The following is a 17,353-nucleotide window of genomic DNA, read 5'->3' as shown; positions in this document are numbered from 1 at the left end:
GAAAAGAACCGGGGAAACCGGAACTGAAAATTTTCAACAGAAACAGAGAGCTTCTGTACACCTTCCCTTTGGGAGGGTGCGCAGAGGCTCTTTTTTATTGTCAGATTGGCAGGATTCACCATAAAATTTGTAAAAATTTGGCGGGTATGTATATAAGGAAAAAATATCAACGAAAAGATTATGGTAAATTTTACAGTAAAATGCGGCGAAACTCTTGAAAAACAGACCGAAATTCTTTAATATAAAAGGGTAAAAAGCTACAGGTGCGCTTTGTGCATCTGTACGGGGAGGAGCAGTCTATGAAACCGACCGAGGAGAAGATCCAGAGCAATGCATCGGACCTGCCGGTGTATTTGTTCAAACAGGGCAATAACTGTGAAGCATACCGCTACTTTGGCGCACACATGGAAACACGTGCCGGTGAAGCAGGTGTGGTGTTCCGCGTGTGGGCACCCCATGCTGTAGCCATCAGCGTGGTGGGCGACTTTAACAGCTGGAAGCCGGGCAGCCACCCGATGCGCAAGGTGGATGGCGATTCCGTATGGGAATTGTTCATCCCGGGCATGAAGGAATATGATGTTTATAAATACTGCGTGACCACCCGCGCAGGTGATCTGGTCTATAAGGCCGATCCCTATGCGTTCCACGCCGAGACCCGCCCGTCCAACGGCAGCAAGGTCTACGATATCAGTGGTTTTGCGTGGCACGATGATGCATGGCAGGCAGCACAAAAAAAGGCTGATGTGATCAACAGCCCGATGAATATTTACGAGATGCACGCCGGCAGCTGGAAGATGAAGGAGGGCGGTAAGCCCTACAATTATTCCGAGCTGGCAGACGAGCTGATCCCGTATATCACAGAGATGGGCTATACCCATGTGGAACTGCTGCCGGTCATGGAATATCCGTTTGACGGCAGCTGGGGCTATCAGGTCACCGGCTATTTTGCACCCACCAGCCGCTACGGCACCCCCAAGGACCTGATGGCCTTTGTGGATAAGCTCCATGCCGCCGGCATCGGTGTGATCATGGACTGGGTGCCTGCTCACTTCCCGAAGGATCAGTTCGGCCTGTACAACTTTGATGGCGAAGCCTGCTACGAGGACCCGAATCCGAAGCGCGGCGAACATAAGGAGTGGGGCACCATGGTGTTCGACTTCGGCCGCAGCGAGGTGCAGAGCTTCCTGATCTCCAGCGCACTGTATTGGCTGGAGCAGTACCATATCGACGGTCTGCGCGTGGACGCGGTGGCATCCATGCTGTATCTGGACTATAACCGCAAGCAGGGCGAGTGGGAGCCGAACAAGGACGGCGGCAAGGAAAATCTGGAGGCTGTTGCTTTCCTGCGCAAGCTGAACGACACCGTGCTGGGCCGTCACCCCCACAAGTACATGATCGCGGAAGAGTCCACTGCATGGCCCATGGTCACAAAGCCTGCTTCGGACGGCGGCCTTGGCTTCAACTTCAAGTGGAACATGGGCTGGATGAACGATATGCTCAGCTACATGAAGACTGACCCGCTCTTCCGTTCCGGCAACCACAACAAGGTCACCTTCAGCTTCTTCTACGCCTTCAGCGAGAACTTTGTGCTGCCCATCAGCCACGATGAGGTGGTGCACGGCAAGGGCAGCCTGATCAACAAGATGCCCGGCGAGTACGACGCCAAGTTTGCAAACCTGCGCACCTTCTTTGGCTACATGATGGCCCACCCGGGCAAGAAGCTGCTGTTCATGGGTCAGGAGTTCGGCCAGTTCGCTGAGTGGAACGAGACAAAGCCGCTGGACTGGATGCTGCTGGGCTACGATAAGCACACCGAGCTGCAGACCTACGTCAAGACCCTGAACGCCTTCTACAAGGAGCATCCCGCCTTCTGGCAGGTGGATTACAGCTGGGAGGGCTTCCAGTGGATCGTGCCGGATGACTCGCAGCAGAGCGTCGTCGCTTTCCTGCGCAAGGACACTTCCGGCAAGCAGATCCTTGTGGTGTGCAACTTCAACCCCGTCCTGCGCGAGGGCTACACGCTGGGCGCACCGGTGGCAGGCTCCTACAAGGAGATCCTGAACAGCGACGATGCAGAGTTCGGCGGTTCCGGCGCAGTCCACAACAAGGCCGTGCGCACCCACAAAAAGCCGATGCACGGGTTTGAGCAGAGCATCACCATCACCCTGCCGCCCATGAGCACCCTGTATTTTGAAGTGCCCACCAAGCGCACCCGCAAGGCCGCAGCGGACAAGACCGATAAGGCGGGAAAAAAGACCGCAGCCAAAAAGGCAAAGACCGCTGCGGAGGAAGCTGCAGCAAAGGTAGTAAAGAAGCCGGGCCGCAAGCCCAAGGCAGAAGCTGCCGCTGCAGAGGAAAAGTCGGTGAAAAAGACCGCCCGCAAGGCAAAGGTTGAGCCGGAAAAGGCCGAGGAAGCACCCAAAAAGCGCGGACGCAAGCCCAAGGCAGAGGCAGAACCCAAGGCGGAAAAAGCACCCGCAAAACGCACCCGCAAACCGAAGGAGCCCAAGGAATGACCCGGCTCTTCGGCCGACCCATACCGCACATGTTGACGATCATTTCCGAACAACGGAAATGTTAATGTTAAAGGGGAGAATAAAGCTATGGCAAAAGAAATTGTGGCAATGATCCTTGCCGGTGGACGTGGCTCGCGCTTGTACGCGCTGACACAGAAAACGGCAAAACCCGCAGTGTCCTTCGGCGGTAAGTACCGCATCGTGGACTTCCCGCTGTCCAACTGCGTGAACTCCAACATCGACACCGTTGGCATCGCGACCCAGTATCAGCCCCAGAAGCTGAACGAGTACATCGGCAACGGCCAGCCCTGGGATCTGGATCGTCTGCACGGCGGCGTGCACACCCTGCCGCCCTACGAGCAGGCAAAGGGCACCGACTGGTACAAGGGCACTGCAAACGCCATCTACCAGAACATCGGCTTCATCGACAGCTACGATCCCGAGTATGTGATCATCCTGTCCGGCGACCAGATCTGCAAGCAGGACTACGCCGACTTCCTGCGCTTCCACAAGGAAAAGGGCGCAGAGTTCTCTGTGGCTGTTATGGAAGTGGACTGGAAGGAAGCCTCCCGCTTCGGCCTGATGGTGGCTGACGAGAACGACCGCATCACCGAGTTCCAGGAGAAGCCCCCGGTACCCAAGTCCAATCTGGCTTCCATGGGCATTTACATCTTCAACTGGGATGTGCTGAAGAAGTATCTGGAAGAGGACGAAGCAGACCCCAACTCCAAGAACGACTTTGGCATGAACATCATCCCCGCCCTGCTGCGCGACGGCCGCAAGATGTACGCCTACCGCTTTGCCGGCTACTGGCGTGACGTGGGCACGATCGACAGCCTGTGGGAAGCCAACATGGAAGTGCTGGATCCCGAAAACTCCGGCATCGATATCTTCGACGAGAAGTGGAAGATCTACAGCCGCAACCCGGTCCTGCCTCCGCAGAAGATCGGCCCCCGCGCTGTGGTGCAGGATTCCCTCGTCACGGAGGGCTGCAAGATCTACGGCAATGTGCATCACTCTGTGCTGAGCGCAGGCGTTGTTGTGGAAGAGGGCGCTACCGTTGAGGACGCAGTCCTGATGGACGGCGTTGTGGTCAAGGCTGGTGCTGTTGTCAAGCGCTGCATCCTGGCGGAGGATGTTGTGGTCGGTGCAGGTGCACGAGTGGGCGGCGATGGCCCCATTGCCCATGTGGGCACCGGCCTGACCGTCGGCGCAGGCGCAACCGTCAAGGAAGGTGCCAAAGTCTTTGAATCCGTCAAGGAGGGTATGGAAGTATGCTGAGCCAGAACACCAATGCGTTGGGTATTATTTTCCCCAACAGTTATGATAATACCGTCCCCGAGCTGGTGACCGAGCGCGCAATGGCTTCGATCCCCTTCGCGGGCCGCTACCGTATGGTGGACTTTGTTCTGTCCAGCATGGCAAACTGCGGTATCTCCAATGTCTCCATCGTGGTGCGCAAGAACTACCACTCCCTGATGGATCATCTGGGCACCGGCCGTGAGTGGGATATGGCCCGCCGTCACGGCGGCCTGAACATCGTGCCGCCTTTCGCTGAGAAGGGCGTGCGCATCTATTCCGGCCGTGTGGAAGCTCTGGGCTCCATCATGAACTTCCTGGAGAACCAGAAGGAAAAGTACGTGGTCATGAGCGACGCCAATGTTGCCCTGAACTACGACTTCAACGCTCTGCTGGCTGCTCATCAGGCAAGCGGTGCCGATGTGACCGTTGCTTACCAGAAGACCGAGATCCCCGAGGGCCGCAAGAATGACAACTACACCCTGACCGTTGATGCCGACGGCCGTGTGACCGAGCTGCTGTTCAACGATTACCGCCCCGGCGTGCAGAACCTTGACCTGAACATCTATGTTCTGGAGCGCGAGACCCTGCTCAAGCTGGTCCGGGATGCGACCTCCCGCGGCCTGATCTACTTCGAGCGCGATATTCTGGCCCACAATGTCAACATCCTGAACATCCACGCTCTGGAGTACACCGGCTATGTGGCACATGTCTGTGACATGAAGAGCTACTTTGACGAGAACCTCAAGCTGACCGATGACGAAAATCTGGAAAAGCTGTTCCCCAAGAAGAGCCCGGTCTACACCAAGATCCGCGACGACAACCCCACCCGCTATGTGCCGGGCTGCAAGGTGACCGACTCCATTCTGGCCGACGGCTGCGTCATCGAGGGCACGGTGGAGAACTGTGTGCTGTTCCGCGGTGTCAAGGTCAAGAAGGGTGCCGTCGTCAAGAACTGCGTGCTCATGCAGGACACCGTTGTGGAAGCCAATGCCGAGCTGGACTGCGTTGTTACCGATAAGAACGTGAAGATCACTGCCGGCAAGAAGCTGTCCGGCACCGAGAGCTTCCCGGTGTACGTGCAGAAGAAGCACACCGTCTGATTTTACTGAGTTATCCATAGGGGCGGCTTCCTCCCCGGTAGCCCCTCTTGAGAGGGGCGGGGGCATCTGTGTGCCCCCGCCTGCTCTTTTGTAAAAATGGTTCGTGCTGCCTGCAAGGGCGGTGGGGGAGAACGAAAATATCCCACTATATGGAAGGAGCGATCCTATGAGAATCCTGTATGCTGCTTCGGAAGCTGCCCCTTTTGCAAAGTCCGGCGGTCTGGCCGACGTTGCGGGTGCCCTGCCCAAGGCTCTGGTCAAGGACGGCGTGGATGCCCGCGTCATTATGCCCCTGTACGGCGATTTGAAGTTCCGTGATACGCTGGAGTACGTGACCAATTATTCCGTCCCCGTGGGCTGGCGCAGCCAGTACTGCGGCCTGTTCAAGACCGAGCGGAACGGCGTGACCTACTACTTCCTGGACAACGAGTATTACTTCAAGCGCCGCGGCCTGTACGGCTTCTACGATGACGGCGAGCGTTTCGCTTTCTTCTCCCGCGCCGTTTTAGAGACCCTGTTCTACATCGATTTCACCCCCGATATCATCAACTGCAACGACTGGCAGACCGCTCTGGTGCCGGTGTACCTGAACCTGTACTATCGCCATCTGGATAAGTTCAACCGCATCAAGACCATCTTCACCATCCATAATATCGCTTATCAGGGCAAGTACGGCACCGACATTCTGGAGGACACCTGCGGCATCGGCCGCCGCGACCAGCACATCGTGGAGTACGATGGCTGCGCAAACTTCATGAAAGGTGCTTTCGAGACTGCCGATAAGATCACCACTGTCAGCCCCACCTATGCCATGGAGATCCTCGACCCGTGGTTCAGCTACGGTCTGGATGCTCTGCTGCGCGAGAAGCAGTACAAGCTGTGCGGCATCCTGAACGGCATCGATACCGATTCCAACGATCCCGCTACGGATAAGAACATCCCCTTCAACTACGACATCACCAACTTTGAAGAGGGCAAGGCAAAGTGCAAGGAAGCCCTGCAGGATAAGTTCGGCCTGAACAAGGATGGCAGCCCCGTCTTTGCCATGGTCAGCCGCATGGTCGGCATGAAGGGCTTTGATCTGGTGCAGAGCATCGCCGATGGTCTGGTGGACCGCGGCATCGAGCTGGTCGTTCTGGGCAGCGGCGAGAGCCAGTACGAGAACTTCTTCTCCGACCTGTGCGCACGCCATCCGGGCCGCGTTGGCACCTACATCGGCTTCGAGCCGGCCCTGTCGCAGGAGATCTACGCAGGTGCAGATGCCTTCATCATGCCTTCCAAGAGCGAGCCCTGCGGTCTGGCACAGATGGTGGCCTGCCGCTACGGCACGCCTCCCATCGTCCGCGAGACCGGCGGTCTGCGCGACTCCATCCACGACAGCACCATGGGTGAGGGCAACGGCTTCACCTTTGCGGGCTACAATGCCCACGAGCTGTATGTGGCCTGCTGCAACGCACAGAATGCTTACTATGACAAGGAGAACTGGAAGAACCTCGTGCACCACTGCATGGAGTGCGACTTCAGCTGGGATGTCTCCGCCAAGAGCTACGAGGGCCTGTACAACGAGACCGCAAACCTCTGGTAATGTCCTGAAAACTGCATAACGGCTGCCGCCCGGTTCCCAAAGAGCCGGGCGGTTTTTTTGTGTGACCCTCTCAGCTTCGCTTCGCTCAGCAGCTCCCCCGAAAGGGGGAGCTTTATTTGTGCTGCCCGAAAGATGCATAAAAGCTCGCCCTTCGGGAGAGCTGGCGCGTCAGCGCCTGAGAGGGTTCGCCCGTTTTTTTTTGCATTCTGCACAATAGATCCATCAAACTTTTGGTATTGATGTGCCCGCAGACGCACAAACTCCATACAGGGCGTACAGTTACGGCATTAGTGTAAACAAACTATGAAATTTTACTAGAAAACAGTGGAAAATTGATTGAAAAAACGGCCGGTTTGAATTATACTATCGTTATAAGATTTTTTTGCTGACTGCAAATCCTTGGCAAAGAATCCAGAATCTGGCTTTTGTAAAGGCACATCACACAGGGAGGAAACACAGGTTGAAGGGCTGGTATAAGGCACTGGAGGATCTTGTCTGGCTGACCCAGCTGGGCCTGAATATGCTGCTGCCGCTGGTCATGTGTCTGGGCGGTGCATGGTGGGCGGTGAACAACTGGAGCTGGCCGGAATGGGTGTTCCTGCCGGCCATCCTGCTGGGGCTTGCTGCCGGGGCACAGAACTTCTGGTATTTTGCAAAGGAACACATGGACCGCACCAAAAAGGAAAAACCAAAGCGGGTGGGGTTCAACTCGCATCAGTAAACTTAACAGGAGGTTTCCCTTTATGAAACTGCAGCCGGAATCCAAAAAGGAGCTGACCCGCATTGCCTGCGGCACGGCCATCTGTACCGCCGTCATGTGGGTGATCTTTGCAGCTCTGCACCTGGTTGGCTGGGTGAAATTTGATTACACTGTTGTTCTGGGCAGTCTCATCGGCGCGGCCGTGGCCATCGGCAACTTTGCGGGCATCTGCCTCGTATGCCAGAAGGTCATCGACGAGCAGGATGAGAAACGGCGCAAAGCGACATTGCAGGCTTCCTACAATGTCCGGATGCTTTTGCAGGCGGTGTGGATCATCGTTGCCATCGGGGCACCGGTGTTCCAGCCGTTTGCCGGTGTTCTTCCGCTGCTTTTCCCGCGTGTTACAATTTACTATCTGCAAATAACCGGCAAGTACAAGCCTCTTGCACCGGCCGGGCCTTCGGTGGACGTCTCTGTGGAGGACGACCCCGAACCCGCACCGGAGCCGGAAGCTGAACCCCGTGACGAAGGGGGTGAAACGTAACAAATGGAACTGAACGGCGCAAAGATCCTGTATACCATCCATACGGACATCCCCCTGCTGGGTGATTTCAAGATCACCCAGACCCTGGTCAGTACCTGGATCGTCATGGCGCTGCTTTCGGGTCTTGCCATCTGGCTGGGCAGAAATCTCAAGCTGGAAAATGTCTCAAAGCGGCAGGCCGCCGCCGAGTTCATCGTAGAACGGCTGGACCAGTTCGTGCACGACAACATGGGCTATCACTTTGATAAGTATATCCCGCTCATCGGCGCGATCTTCGCTCTGAGCATCGGCTGCAACCTCATCAGTGTCATCGGCCTGTGGAGCCCCACGGCAGACCTGAACACCGAGGCGGCGTGGGCCATCGTGGTGTTCGTGCTGATCATGTACTACAAGATCAAGACCAACGGCATCCTTTCCTACCTGAAAGGTCTTTTGGACCCCATCTTCATCATGGCACCCATCAATGTGCTGTCGGAGGTTTCCACCCCCGTCAGTATGGCGTTCCGTCACTTTGGCAACATCTTGTCCGGTACGGTCATTTCCACACTGCTGTACTGGGCGCTGGCAAGCCTGAGCCACGTCATTTTCGGCTGGCTGCCGGGTGCCTTGAGCCAGATCCAGCTGTTCCAGATCGGCATCCCGGCCTTTACGGGCCTGTATTTCGACTGGTTCGGCGGCTGCATTCAGGCGTTCATCTTCTGCACCCTGACCGCAATTTTCATCAAACGTGCTGCCGGTGAGGACTAAGCCCTCACAACGGCATCTCCCAAAACAAAAAACTTTTTTGGAGGACAAATCTTATGACTGACTTTCAGTACCTCGCTCGTGGTATCGCTCTGGCAGGCTGCGGCATCGGCGCAGGCTGCGCACTGATCGCAGGTATCGGCCCCGGTATCGGCGAAGGCAACGCAGCAGCTGCTGCCTGTGAAGCTGTGGGCCGTCAGCCCGAGTGCAAGAGCGACGTTACCAGCACCCTGATCCTGGGCGTTGCACTTTCCGAGACCACCGGTATTTACGGCTTCGTCACCGGCCTGCTGCTGATCTTCCTGGCACCCGGTATGTTCATGAAGTTCCTGGCATAAGCGGAACCTTTTACAAAATAACGAAAGGAGACGCTTATGGAACTGTACCAGGCGTTGATCACGCTGGACGGCTGGACCTTTCTGGCCCAGATCTGCAACCTGATGATCCAGCTGTTCATCTTCAAAAAGTTCCTGCTGAATCCGGTCAAAAACGTGATCGCAGAGCGCAAGGCGAAGGCAGACAGCCAGATCGCCGATGCCACCAAGCTGCGCACCGAAGCCGAAGCTATGAAGGCAGAGTACGAGCAGAACCTGCAGAATGCCCGCGCCGAGGCCAACGAGATCGTTGCCAATGCGCAGAAGACGGCCACCGCCCGCGGCGAAGAGATCGTGGGCGAGGCCCGCGCGCAGGCTGCTGCCCTCAAGCAGAAGGCCGAAGCCGACATTGCGCAGGAGCGCAAGAAGGCCGTGAACGAGGTCAAGGACGAGATCGGCGGCATCGCCATGGAAATCGCCTCCAAGGTGGTGGAGCGTGAGATCAGCGAGAAGGACCACAAGGATCTGATCGACGAATTTATCAAAAATGTGGGTGAAGCATCATGACCGAGACTGCAAGGATGTACGGCGGAAGCCTGTACGATCTGGCGGCGGAGGAAGGGCTGGAGGCCCGCATTCTGGGCGAGCTGGACGAAACCGTGGCGCTTTTTAAGGCAAACCCGGACTACCTGCATCTGCTCAGCACCCCCAGCATCCCGAAAAGAGAGCGCTGCGGCCTGCTGGATGAAGCACTGCGGGATCAGGTCCACCTCTATGTGCTGAACTTTTTGAAGATCCTGTGCGAGAAGGGCACCCTGCGGGAGCTGTCCGGCTGTGCACGGGCTTACCGTGTGCGCTACAATCAGGCGCACGGCATTCTGGAAGCAACGGCGACCACTGCAGTGGCAATGACGGAACAGCAGGCAAAGGGCCTGCACGAAAAGCTGGAAAAACTCACCGGCAAGACCATCGACCTGAAAACAAAGGTCGATCCGGCAGTGCTGGGCGGCATCCGGCTGGATATCGAAGGCACCGAGCTGGACGGCACGGTGCAGAACCGTCTGGCCGCCCTGCGCAGGGATATTGCTTCCGTGACACTGTGATCGAATTTCCACCCGAAAGATTTTTAAGAATTGAGTGGTGAACAAACAAAGATGCAACTGAAACCTGAAGAGATCTCCAAGATCATCCGTGCGCAGATCAAGCATTACGAAAATGCCATTGAGCAGAGCGAGACCGGCACGGTCATTATGGTGGGCGACGGCATCGCCCGCGCCAGTGGTCTGGAAAAGTGCATGGCAGGTGAGCTGCTTCAGTTTGATAACGGCGAATACGGCATGGCCCAGAATCTGGAGGAGAACACCGTCTCCATCGTTCTGCTGGGCTCCGACGTCGGTATCAAGGAAGGCAGCACTGTTAAGCGCACCGGCAAGGTGGTGTCCGTGCCGGTGGGCGAAGCCATGATCGGCCGCGTGGTCAACGCGCTGGGCCAGCCCATCGACGGCGCAGGCCCCATCGAGACCACCGAGTTCCGCGCCATTGAAAGCCGCGCTCCCGGCATCATCGACCGTCAGCCGGTCAAGGAGCCGCTGCAGACCGGCATCAAGGCCATCGACTCCATGATCCCCATTGGCCGCGGCCAGCGCGAGCTGATCATCGGCGACCGCCAGACCGGCAAGACCACTATCGCCTCCGATACCATCATCAACCAGAAGGGCAAGGACGTCATCTGCATTTACGTTGCCATCGGTCAGAAGCGCTCTACCGTGGCAAACCTTGTGCAGAGCCTGACCGAGGCCGGTGCTATGGGCTACACCATCGTGGTGTCCGCAACGGCATCCGAGCTTTCGCCCCTGCAGTATATCGCACCCTACTCCGGCTGTGCCATGGGCGAATATTTCATGCATCAGGGCAAGCATGTCCTCATCATCTACGACGACCTGTCCAAGCACGCCGTGGCCTACCGTGCACTATCGCTGCTGATCCGCCGTCCCCCGGGACGTGAGGCTTACCCCGGCGACGTGTTCTATCTGCACTCCCGTCTGCTGGAACGCGCGGCCAAGCTCTCCAATGAGCTGGGCGGCGGCAGCCTGACGGCTCTGCCCATCATCGAGACGCAGGCGGGCGATGTTTCCGCCTACATCCCCACGAATGTCATTTCCATCACCGATGGTCAGATCTTCCTGGAGACGGAGCTGTTCCACTCCGGTGTCATGCCGGCAGTCAACCCCGGCATCTCGGTGTCCCGCGTGGGCGGCAATGCCCAGATCAAGGCCATGAAGAAGGTCGCCGGCACCCTGAAGCTGATCTACTCCCAGTACCGTGAGCTGCAGAGCTTTGCACAGTTCGGTTCCGATCTGGATGCCGACACCAAGGCCCGCCTTGCACAAGGCGAGCGCATCGTGGAAGTGCTCAAGCAGAACCGCTCCGCTCCCGTGCCTGTGGAAAAGCAGGTGGCCATCCTGTATGCGACCATTCACGATTACCTTGTGAAGGTCAAGGTGCCGGACGTGGCCGAGTATGAGAAGGGACTGTACGAATATCTGGACAACAATGCTGCGGGTGCCGCCGTCATGGAGACCATCCGCACCACCGGCAATCTGGATAAGGACACTGAGGAGCAGCTTAAGAGCGTGCTCACAGCCTATACCGACAGCTTCGTCAAGGCGCACTAAGGAAGGAGGCGTAACGCATGGCTGGTTCCATGAAGGACATCAAGCTGCGCATCAAAAGCGTAGAGAGCACCATGCAGATCACCAAGGCAATGGAACTGGTGGCTTCCTCCAAAATGCGCCGCGCCAAGGAACGGGTGGAGCACAGCCGCCCCTACTTTGAAACGCTGCATGAGACTTTGACCAAGATCGCCGCGGCCGACCCCCGCGCCCGCAACCCCTACCTGCGCCGTGACGAAGTGAAGCGCACCCTGCTCATCGTGATTGCAGGCGACCGCGGCCTTGCCGGTGGATACAATTCCAACGTGCTCAAGCAGGCCGGGGCCGAAGAGGGCGAGGTGCTGGTGCTGCCCATCGGCAAGCGCTCGGCAGAGTATTTCGTCCATCACGAGGTGCCCCTGTTCACGCAGGAGGTGCTGCTGGCGGCAGATGTCTCGGTGGGCGAGTGCTTCCAGCTGTCCCGTCAGATCACGGAAGGATATCTCAAGGGCGAGTACGATGCGGTAAAGATCTGCTACACCCGGTTCGATTCCATGATGACCCAGACCGCAGCCACCATGGAGGTGCTGCCGCTGTCCATCGAACCTACCGAGCAGCAGAAGGCGGATGCCCGCCGCAGCCAGATCCTGTACAAGCCCAGCAGCGAGGAAGTATTCAGCGCGATCATCCCGGAGTATGTGGCCGGCATCGTCTACGGTGCCGTGTGCGAGAGCGTGGCAAGTGAGCTTGCCGCCCGCCGCACCGCCATGGATGCCGCCACCAAGAACGCCGGTGAGATGATCGACCATTTGAACCTGTATTATAACCGTGCCCGTCAGGCTGCCATCACGCAGGAGATCACCGAGATCGTGGCCGGCGCGGAGATTTAACAACCTATCAAGAAGGAGTTGTAGCCTATGTCCGAAAAACATATCGGCAAGGTGCTCCAGGTCATCGGCCCGGTGCTGGACATCCAGTTTGAGGATGGCCAGCTGCCGGAGCTGCTCAACGCCATCGAGATCGACAACCACGGCGAAAAGCTGGTGGTCGAGGTGGCACAGCACACCGGCGATAACGTGGTGCGCTGCATTGCAATGAACAGCACCGATGGTCTGGTGCGCGGCACCGAAGCCGTGGATACCGGCGAACCCATCAAAGTGCCCGTGGGCGACCAGTGTCTGGGCCGCGTGTTCAACCTGCTGGGCGAGCCCGTGGACAACAAGCCCGCCCCGGCCCCGGAGGCCTACTGGCCCATCCACCGCCCTGCTCCCAGCTACGAGGAGCAGCAGTCCACCACCGAGATCCTGGAGACCGGCATCAAGGTCGTGGATTTGATCTGCCCCTACGCAAAGGGCGGCAAGATCGGTCTGTTCGGCGGTGCAGGCGTCGGCAAGACGGTCCTGATCCAGGAGCTGATCTATAACATCGCCACCGAGCACAACGGCTACTCGGTGTTCACCGGCGTTGGCGAGCGCACCCGTGAGGGCAACGACCTGTATGGTGAAATGACCGAGAGCGGCGTTATCAACAAGACTGCGCTGGTCTATGGCCAGATGAACGAACCCCCAGGAGCCCGTATGCGCGTGGCACTGTCCGGCCTGACCATGGCGGAGTATTTCCGCGATGTGAAGAATCAGGATGTGCTGCTCTTCATCGATAACATCTTCCGCTTCACGCAGGCAGGCTCTGAGGTGTCCGCACTGCTGGGCCGTATGCCCTCTGCCGTCGGCTACCAGCCCACGCTGGCCACCGAGATGGGTGCTCTGCAGGAGCGCATCACCTCCACCCGCAAGGGTTCTATCACCTCGGTGCAGGCCGTCTACGTGCCCGCCGATGACCTGACCGACCCGGCCCCTGCCACCACCTTTACCCATCTGGATGCCACCACGGTCCTGAGCCGTGACATTGCTTCGCAGGGCATCTACCCCGCTGTGGACCCGCTGGATTCCACCAGCCGCATCCTCAGCCCGGAGGTCGTGGGTCAGGAGCACTACGAGATCGCCCGCGCCGTCCAGAAGGTGCTGCAGCGCTACAAGGAGCTGCAGGACATCATTGCCATCATGGGCATGGACGAGCTGAGCGAGGAAGACAAGCGCACGGTCAGCCGCGCCCGCAAGGTGCAGCGCTTCCTGAGCCAGAGCTTCCACGTGGCAGAGCAGTTCACCGGTATGCCCGGCCAGTATGTGCCGCTCAAGGAGACCCTGCGCGGCTTCAAGATGATCCTGAACGGCGAGTGCGACGAGCTGCCCGAGAGCGCATTCCTGTTCGCGGGCACCATCGATGACGTGTTCGCAAAAGCGAAGAAAGGGTAAACCATGACGACCTTTCATCTGACGGTGGTCACGCCGGACGGCTGCGCCTTTGACGGGCAGGCCGAGCGCATCGTCTGCCGCGCCATTGACGGCGATCTGGCCATCCTTGCCAAACACGGGGATTACTGCACCGCGCTGGGCATGGGCGAAGCCCATATCGTGGATGCCGAGGGCCAGCGCCGCCGCGCCGCCTGCATGGGCGGGCTGCTGAGCGTGCTGGATGGCGAAGTGCGTCTGGTCGCCACCACATGGGAGTGGGCCGAGGAGATCGATCAGGCCCGCGCCGAGGCTTCCAAGAAGCGCGCGGAGGAGATCCTTGCGCAGAAGAACCTCGACAAGCGGGACTACGAGCTGGCTCAGGCGCGTCTCAAGCGCGCACTGGTGCGTACCTCTATCCACTAAAACAAAAAGAAAAGGAGCCATTGCACAAACTGTGCGGTGGCTCCTTTTGCGTGCATGATGAAATTAAAAATAAGATTTCCGCTGAACATGCCCAGAGCAAATGCGGAGGGCATTTAAATCGTAAAGACGTTACATCATATTTGCCTTCTCGATCAGGTTGCGGATGTGATGGGCCAGCATCTCCACCGCAGCGGTGTTCTCGCCGCCGTTGGGCACAATGATGTCTGCGTTGCGCTTGCTGGGTTCCACAAAGGCTTCGTGCATAGGCTTGACGGTAGTCAGGTACTGATTGATGACGCTGTCCAGACTGCGGCCCCGCTCCTTCACATCCCGCACCAGACGGCGCAGGATGCGCTCGTCGGCGTCGGTGTCCACATAGATCTTGTAGTCGAACAGGGCGCACAGCTCCGGCTCCACAAAGGGCAGGATGCCTTCCACGATCAGCACCGGTGCGGGCTCAATGTGCTGCACCTTGTCGCTGCGGTTGTGGTTGGAGTAGTCGTACACCGGGCAGTCGATGGCGCGGCCTGCCTTCAGCTCCTGCAGATGGTAGATCAGCAAGGCGTTGTCAAAAGCATCCGGATGGTCGTAGTTCAGCTTGCAGCGCTCCTCAAAGGGCAGCTCGTCGTGGCGCTTGTAATAGCTGTCGTGGGAGATCAGGCGCACTTCATCCTCGCCAAAACGCTCCTTCAGCCGCAGAGCAAGGGTGGCCTTGCCGCTGCCGGAGCCGCCTGCAATGCCAATGATCAGATTATTCATAGGGGTCCCTCCTGCATCATCCTGCCGCTTTGGGTGGAAAAAAGGGCAGGAATGGATTATAATAGGTGCAAAGCTGCCTGTCCGGGACACAGCGCCGGGCGGGTTTGTTCCTGTACATCATAACACAAACCGGCACATTTTTACAGCCCCAGGGCTGCAAATGTGTGAGATAAGGAAAAATGCCATGCAGAAAAAACAATTTCAGCAAAATATGAAGGACAAGGTCCGGGTGTTTGAGGATGGCGGCATCCGCCTGCTCAAACGGGGACAGAAGGGCGTGGTACACGCTATTTTCAGCCGTTTTGGCCTAGTGCTGGTTCTGCTGCTTTTACAGGCGTTCGCGCTGTTCAGCCTGCTGCAGTGGTTCGGCGAGCTGCTGCCGCATTATTTTGGCGGCACCCTGCTGGTAACAGCGGCAATGATGGTCTATCTGCTCAATCAGGACATGGACAACAGCGTGCGCATTACATGGCTGGTGGTCACAGCGCTGATGCCGGTGCTGGGCGTGCCGCTGTTCTGGTACACCAAAAGTGATGTGGGCCACAATGCCCTGAAGCGCCGCCTGCTGGATCTGGAGGGCCAGACCCGCGCCCAGCTGCCGCAGAATGAGCATACCGTGGAGCTTTTGCAGGCGCAGGCACCCGAAGCGATGCCGCTGGCACGGTATCTGCGGGGCAAGGGAGGCGGATTTCCGGTCTATGCCGACACGGTAGCCACCTACTTCAACGGCGGCGAAGCTATGTTCGATGAAATGCTGCGCCAGCTGGAAACGGCAAAAAAATACATCTTTCTGGAATATTTCATCGTGGATGAAGGCCTGATGTGGGGCCGCATTCTGGAAGTGCTGGCCCGCAAGGCGGCGCAGGGGGTGGATGTGCGGGTGATGTATGATGGCACCTGTGAGTTTTCCACCCTGCCGCGGGATTACCCCAGCCGGCTGGAAGCGCTGGGCATCCAGTGCAAGGTGTTCTCGCCGGTCACGCCCTTTGTTTCCACCCACTACAACTACCGCGACCACCGCAAAATTCTGGTCATTGATGGCCAGGTGGGCTTTACCGGCGGCGTGAATCTGGCAGATGAGTACATCAACCACATAGAAAAGTATGGCCGCTGGAAGGACTCGGCCCTGATGCTGGAAGGCGAAGGTGTGCGCTCCATGACGGCGCTGTTTTTGCAGATGTGGAGCATCCTGTGCCAGCCGGAGTTTGAGCAGTTCCTGTCCGATCCCATCCCGGCGGCAGCAAACGCCAAGGGCTTTGTGGTGCCCTACGGAGACTGCCCGCTGGACGGTGAGCGGGTGGGCGAAATGGTGTACATGGATATGCTCAACCGCGCCCGGAAGTATGTGCACATCATCACGCCGTATCTGATTTTAGACGGCGAGCTGGAAACGGCCCTGCGCTTTGCGGCAGAGCGCGGTGTGGATGTGCACCTGATCCTGCCCGGCAAGCCGGATAAGTGGTTCGTTTATGCACTGGCCAAGACCCACTACAAGGCGCTGATTTCTTCGGGTGTGAAGATCAGCGAGTGGCAGCCCGGCTTTACCCATGCGAAGATCGTGATCGCCGACGGCGTGGAAGCTGTGGCGGGCACCATCAATCTGGACTACCGCAGCCTGTACCATCACTTTGAAAACGCGGTCTGGATGCGCGGCACCGACTGCATTGCCAACATGGAAGCGGATTTTCAGGATACGCTCACCCGGTGCCGCAGGGTGGAGCGGACGAAAGAAAGCATCTGGCAGGGCAAAAAGCTGCTGCATCTGGCGGGCATCCTGCTCAAGTTCATTGCGCCGCTGGTGTGAAAGACTCCTTCCGTCATGGCTGCGTAAGCAGACAGGAGAAGCTCTGAATACAAAAAGGCCCGCTGCCTTTCGACAGCGGGCCTTTTGTTACCGATTTAAATAAAAATCAGCGCTTAGTTCTGCTTCATGCGAGCGAAGCAGTCAGAGCAGTAGACCGGACGGTCCTCACGGGGCTGGAAGGGGACCTTGCAAGCCTTGCCGCAAGCTGCGCAGACAGCATCGAACATCTGACGCTCACCGCTGTTGCTGCGTGCGCCGCCGTTCTTGCGGGCGTCACGGCAGGGCTTGCAGCGCTGGGGCTGATTCTCGAAGCCGCGAGATGCGTAGAACTCCTGCTCACCAGCAGTCCAAACAAATTCCTTACCGCAGTCCTTGCAGACCAGAGTCTTGTCTTCAAACATAGTAGTATCTCCTCTTTAGTTAGTTCTTGCCCACGGAAGGATTGTAACCATACCTTTGGTTTTGGGACCATCGCGCTGATCAGTAAGCTTACCAGGGGCTTGAATGAATGGACGTCCTCCAATTGAGGACTTTTCTATTGTACCGTTCTTTTTGAAATTTGTCAACCAAAAAACAACCATTCGCCTTGTTATTTGTATAGATAGCACAATCCGACAGGG

Annotated in this window: 17 protein-coding genes; 15 read left to right on the top strand and 2 right to left on the bottom strand. The window is 57.8% G+C overall.

All coding sequences use genetic code 11. The features are described from left to right. The first annotated feature begins 299 nt into the window (after nt 1-299). The 14 genes from glgB (at nt 300) to atpC (ending at nt 14,170) form a co-directional block, all read left to right on the top strand. Nucleotides 300-2,516: a 1,4-alpha-glucan branching protein GlgB gene (gene glgB, locus ACGHUK_RS13105; protein WP_223388535.1), complete on the top strand. Its 2,217-nt coding sequence runs from the start codon at nt 300-302 to the stop codon at nt 2,514-2,516. 87 nt (nt 2,517-2,603) lie between these two features. Beyond that, the gene (locus ACGHUK_RS13100) at nt 2,604-3,797 is read left to right on the top strand and encodes a glucose-1-phosphate adenylyltransferase (RefSeq protein WP_005938116.1); all 1,194 of its coding nucleotides are present in this window, start codon (nt 2,604-2,606) and stop codon (nt 3,795-3,797) included. Beyond that, on the top strand, nt 3,791-4,918 hold the full coding sequence (gene glgD / locus ACGHUK_RS13095; RefSeq protein ID WP_005938113.1) for a glucose-1-phosphate adenylyltransferase subunit GlgD: 1,128 nt from the start codon (nt 3,791-3,793) through the stop codon (nt 4,916-4,918). The genes ACGHUK_RS13100 and glgD overlap by 7 nt, the downstream gene beginning before the upstream one ends. 166 nt (nt 4,919-5,084) lie before the next feature. Further along, the gene (locus ACGHUK_RS13090; RefSeq protein WP_154256295.1) at nt 5,085-6,503 is read left to right on the top strand and encodes a glycogen synthase; all 1,419 of its coding nucleotides are present in this window, start codon (nt 5,085-5,087) and stop codon (nt 6,501-6,503) included. Nucleotides 6,504-6,963: 460 nt separating this feature from the next. Then, nucleotides 6,964-7,224: an AtpZ/AtpI family protein gene (locus tag ACGHUK_RS13085; protein ID WP_044953278.1), complete on the top strand. Its 261-nt coding sequence runs from the start codon at nt 6,964-6,966 to the stop codon at nt 7,222-7,224. Nucleotides 7,225-7,246: 22 nt separating this feature from the next. After that, on the top strand, nt 7,247-7,747 hold the full coding sequence (locus ACGHUK_RS13080) for an ATP synthase subunit I (RefSeq protein ID WP_005938105.1): 501 nt from the start codon (nt 7,247-7,249) through the stop codon (nt 7,745-7,747). Nucleotides 7,748-7,750: 3 nt separating this feature from the next. After that, nucleotides 7,751-8,494, top strand: coding sequence for a F0F1 ATP synthase subunit A (locus ACGHUK_RS13075; protein ID WP_223388536.1), 744 nt, complete (start codon nt 7,751-7,753; stop codon nt 8,492-8,494). A gap of 53 nt (nt 8,495-8,547) precedes the next feature. Further along, on the top strand, nt 8,548-8,829 hold the full coding sequence (atpE, locus tag ACGHUK_RS13070; RefSeq protein ID WP_005930278.1) for an ATP synthase F0 subunit C: 282 nt from the start codon (nt 8,548-8,550) through the stop codon (nt 8,827-8,829). Between the two features lie 36 nt (nt 8,830-8,865). Then, complete coding sequence (gene atpF / locus ACGHUK_RS13065) at nt 8,866-9,372, top strand: F0F1 ATP synthase subunit B (RefSeq protein WP_097774383.1); 507 nt, start codon at nt 8,866-8,868, stop codon at nt 9,370-9,372. Continuing rightward, complete coding sequence (gene atpH, locus ACGHUK_RS13060; protein WP_390574490.1) at nt 9,369-9,908, top strand: ATP synthase F1 subunit delta; 540 nt, start codon at nt 9,369-9,371, stop codon at nt 9,906-9,908. Before atpF ends, atpH begins: the two co-directional genes overlap by 4 nt. Before the next feature lie 51 nt (nt 9,909-9,959). Further along, a complete protein-coding gene (atpA, locus tag ACGHUK_RS13055; protein ID WP_390574489.1) occupies nt 9,960-11,480 on the top strand; it encodes a F0F1 ATP synthase subunit alpha in 1,521 nt (506 codons plus the stop codon). 17 nt (nt 11,481-11,497) lie between these two features. Continuing rightward, entirely contained in the window at nt 11,498-12,346 is an 849-nt protein-coding gene (gene atpG, locus ACGHUK_RS13050) for an ATP synthase F1 subunit gamma (RefSeq protein ID WP_005938091.1), read from the top strand. Nucleotides 12,347-12,373: 27 nt separating this feature from the next. Continuing rightward, the gene (atpD, locus tag ACGHUK_RS13045; RefSeq protein WP_005938088.1) at nt 12,374-13,768 is read left to right on the top strand and encodes a F0F1 ATP synthase subunit beta; all 1,395 of its coding nucleotides are present in this window, start codon (nt 12,374-12,376) and stop codon (nt 13,766-13,768) included. A gap of 3 nt (nt 13,769-13,771) precedes the next feature. Next, nucleotides 13,772-14,170: an ATP synthase F1 subunit epsilon gene (gene atpC / locus ACGHUK_RS13040; RefSeq protein ID WP_005938085.1), complete on the top strand. Its 399-nt coding sequence runs from the start codon at nt 13,772-13,774 to the stop codon at nt 14,168-14,170. Between the two features lie 129 nt (nt 14,171-14,299). Here the strand turns inward: atpC and udk are convergent, their stop codons facing one another. Beyond that, complete coding sequence (gene udk, locus ACGHUK_RS13035; RefSeq protein ID WP_390574488.1) at nt 14,300-14,929, bottom strand: uridine kinase; 630 nt, start codon at nt 14,927-14,929, stop codon at nt 14,300-14,302. Nucleotides 14,930-15,113: 184 nt separating this feature from the next. Here udk and ACGHUK_RS13030 point away from each other — a divergent pair, with 184 nt between their 5' ends. Continuing rightward, on the top strand, nt 15,114-16,733 hold the full coding sequence (locus ACGHUK_RS13030) for a phosphatidylserine/phosphatidylglycerophosphate/cardiolipin synthase family protein (RefSeq protein WP_390574487.1): 1,620 nt from the start codon (nt 15,114-15,116) through the stop codon (nt 16,731-16,733). Between the two features lie 113 nt (nt 16,734-16,846). Here the strand turns inward: ACGHUK_RS13030 and ACGHUK_RS13025 are convergent, their stop codons facing one another. Beyond that, nucleotides 16,847-17,134 carry a zinc-ribbon domain containing protein gene (locus tag ACGHUK_RS13025; protein WP_005921120.1) on the bottom strand — a complete coding sequence of 96 codons (288 nt, stop codon included), beginning with the start codon at nt 17,132-17,134 and terminating at the stop codon, nt 16,847-16,849. Nucleotides 17,135-17,353: the final 219 nt, after the last annotated feature.

The sequence above is a fragment of the Faecalibacterium sp. i25-0019-C1 genome (assembly GCF_042854225.1).
Lineage (GTDB): Bacteria > Bacillota > Clostridia > Oscillospirales > Ruminococcaceae > Faecalibacterium > Faecalibacterium taiwanense.
The sequence above is the reverse complement of the archived record's forward strand: the minus strand, read 5'-3'. Positions and strand labels throughout refer to the sequence as shown.